Below are 2,736 nucleotides of genomic sequence, written 5' to 3'. Positions count from 1 at the left end.
TTTTTGTAAATAATCGGTCGAGAATGCTGAATTCCCTAAGATGTTCACATCACCGATATAATATTTTTTACCTTCATTCAGTTTTACATTTATCTCGTACTGATTCTTAGGATTTCTCCAAACTGAATCTGAAACAATCTGGGCATCACGGAAACCTAAAGATCGGTAATAGTTAACCAAGCTTTCTTTGTCTCCATCATATTTTTCCTGAATAAATTTCGAAGGCTTAAGAATTCCTTTAATGCTTAAACTTTTCTGTTTCGTTTCTTTAAATGCTTTGCTACGAAGCTTTTTATCGGAAACGTTTTCATTACCTTCAAACTCGATATGGCTGATTTTAATTTTTTTCCCTTTATCAACTTCAATCGTCCAGTCTACCAAATTAGGATCACCGGCATTTACCTGATCCTGAATAGTAACGTTAGCATCTGCAAAACCTTTTTTAATATATTCCTGTGGAATATTGGTTTTCAAGGTAGAAATTAAATTCTGCGTAATTTTGGTTCCTGGCTTCAGGTTGTTGTCTTTCGCAAGTTTTTCACTTTTTGATTTTCCAATTCCTTTACCTTTAAATTTAACTTCTCCCAGTTCTTTCAAATCCTGAAGGTTAAAACGTAAAACTACTTGGTCACCTTCGATACTTTCGATATAAACCTCAACTTCTGAAAAAGACTGAGTTTCCCACAATTTTTTAATACCGTTGCTGATCTTTTGTCCTGGGATCTCTACGCTTTCATTTTTATTAAGACCTGTAAATCTTAAAATTTGAGCAGGCGTATATTTTTTCACACCATCTACGACAATGTCCTTCAGGATATAAGTTCCGGCTTCATTTTGAGTTTCAACAGCGCTGTTTTCCTGAGGATTTTGCTGTGGCGTAACCTGACCATAAAAATGGGCTGAGGCCACAAACATGATGATGGGTAAGAATTTAAACTTCATTTTTTATCTTGCTAACTATTTCTTATTTCTATATTTGTTCGTCAAGCTGCTCGCTTGTTTTACCGAATCTTCTTTCTTTATTTTGATAATCGTAAATGCACTGAAAGAAATCTTCTTTACCGAAATCCGGCCAAAGCATATCTAAAAACTGCAGTTCTGCATAGGCAATTTGCCAAAGCAAAAAATTACTGATTCTCACTTCGCCACTGGTTCTAACTAATAAATCAACCGGCGGAAATTCTTTGGTGTACAAATGCTTTTCAAAAACCTCTTCCGTAATTTCTTCTTCCGTTAATTCACCACTTTTAACTTTAGAGCTTATTTCTTTTACCGCGTTCAAAATTTCTTTTTGAGAACCGTAACTCAAAGCCAAAATAAGGTTTCCTTTATCATTGTGCTTGGTAATTTCTACCAGCTGCATTAATTGCTCCTGCACCAATTCAGGCAATCTTTTGATATCACCAATGATGTGCATGCGCAAACCTTTGCTAAATATATCTTCTGCCTCGAGAAGCAGTGTTTCTGAGATCAAACCCATCAACGTGCTAACTTCATCGTCTGGTCTTTTCCAGTTTTCAGAAGAAAAAGTATAAAGCGTGAGGTAAGGAATATGGATTTCGTTACATGCATTGACAGCATTACGCACGGCTTGAATGGCGTGCTTGTGCCCGAAAGTTCTTTCTTCTCCGCGGGATTTTGCCCATCTTCCGTTCCCATCCATAATGATGGCAACATGTTTTGGAAGTTGATCCAGATTTAATTTTTCTTTTATCGACTGCATTTTAATCACAATAACATGGTGGTCTTCCGAATGAATAACTTAATCCTAACGAAATGGTATTTACCCAATCCTTAGAATTGATGTTTCCTATTTGTCTGTCTTCAAGAAGCTTTGCTACTTTTGCTTCTGCAGCCGTTCTGTAAGGATCTTCCTGCAAAAGAGATTTGCTGGTGCTTCCCGGCGACAATATATCTTTGTTGTAAGTTACTTTTACGCTTTTCTCATCAATCATACTGTAGTCGATAGAATCTGAAAAGGTAGGTCTGAACATGAATTCACCAAACAGAGCCCAATTATAATTAAATTTATATTTCAAGCCAACTCCAAAAGGAATTGCCATTGATAATTTTTTTCCTGATGTGTAAGTGGATCTTGTATCGAAATCATCTGCAGTGACAGGAGCGATCGCATTTCCACCAACATCTCTTCTAAAATCATTTTCTACAATAAGCTGAGGCGTACTTGCCAGCATTGCTCCTACTCCGCCAAAAATGTAAGGACTAAGTAAACTTTTCTGTTCGTCATTCACTGGAAAGAAATTATATTCAAAGATCAAATCAGCTTCTACGATTGAATTCGTTCCCCATAATTTTCTGTTTCTGCGGTACTGTTCTTTCGCCAAAGCATCAATAAACTGAATATGACTGTAACCAATATTTAACCTCACCGTTTGATAAGGGTTAAAATTCATTCTATAAAGAATGCCTCCATAGAAGGGAATTCCGTAATCAGCGATATTGCTGAAAACAGGTTTTTGTAAAATATAATTGGTTCTTCCGATATCTCCAACCAAATTACTCATTCCCAGTTGCACTCCTATTTCGTGACGTTGCCCTTTGTAGGAAACCGAAATAAAAAACAAGGCGAAGAGTAAGTAGATCACTTTTTTTTGCATGAATGACTGTACATCAATTTTCATAAATAATTTTGCAAATATAAAACATTTTTACCTTAGAGAAATTCTTAATTTTTAGTTAAATACCATCAAAAAAGCATAATTTTTTGCTATCAAA

Annotated in this window: 3 protein-coding genes; all 3 read right to left on the bottom strand. The window is 35.6% G+C overall.

What is annotated here, in order from left to right:
- Positions 1-942: POTRA domain-containing protein (locus tag ACEYOS_RS13895; protein WP_373797599.1), on the bottom strand; the 942-nt coding region annotated here is incomplete at its 3' end.
- 28 nt (positions 943-970) lie between these two features.
- Positions 971-1,723 (bottom strand): polyprenyl diphosphate synthase, encoded by a 753-nt coding sequence (gene uppS / locus ACEYOS_RS13890; protein ID WP_373708821.1) that lies wholly within the window; start codon positions 1,721-1,723, stop codon positions 971-973.
- A 1-nt stretch (position 1,724) separates the two neighbouring features.
- Entirely contained in the window at positions 1,725-2,642 is a 918-nt protein-coding gene (locus tag ACEYOS_RS13885) for a DUF6089 family protein (protein ID WP_373708820.1), read from the bottom strand.
- Between the last annotated feature and the right edge of the window lie 94 nt (positions 2,643-2,736).

Source organism: Kaistella sp. (assembly GCF_041824135.1).
GTDB lineage: Bacteria > Bacteroidota > Bacteroidia > Flavobacteriales > Weeksellaceae > Kaistella.
Note: the sequence above shows the minus strand (reverse complement) of the source record. Positions and strands in the feature narration are given on the sequence as shown.

Excerpts from the sequence above, each read along its gene's own strand:
- ACEYOS_RS13885 (WP_373708820.1), bottom strand. The coding sequence starts at position 2,642 with ATGAAAATTGATGTACAGTCATTCATGCAAAAAAAAGTGATCTACTTA.
- uppS (WP_373708821.1), bottom strand. The coding sequence starts at position 1,723 with ATGCAGTCGATAAAAGAAAAATTAAATCTGGATCAACTTCCAAAACAT.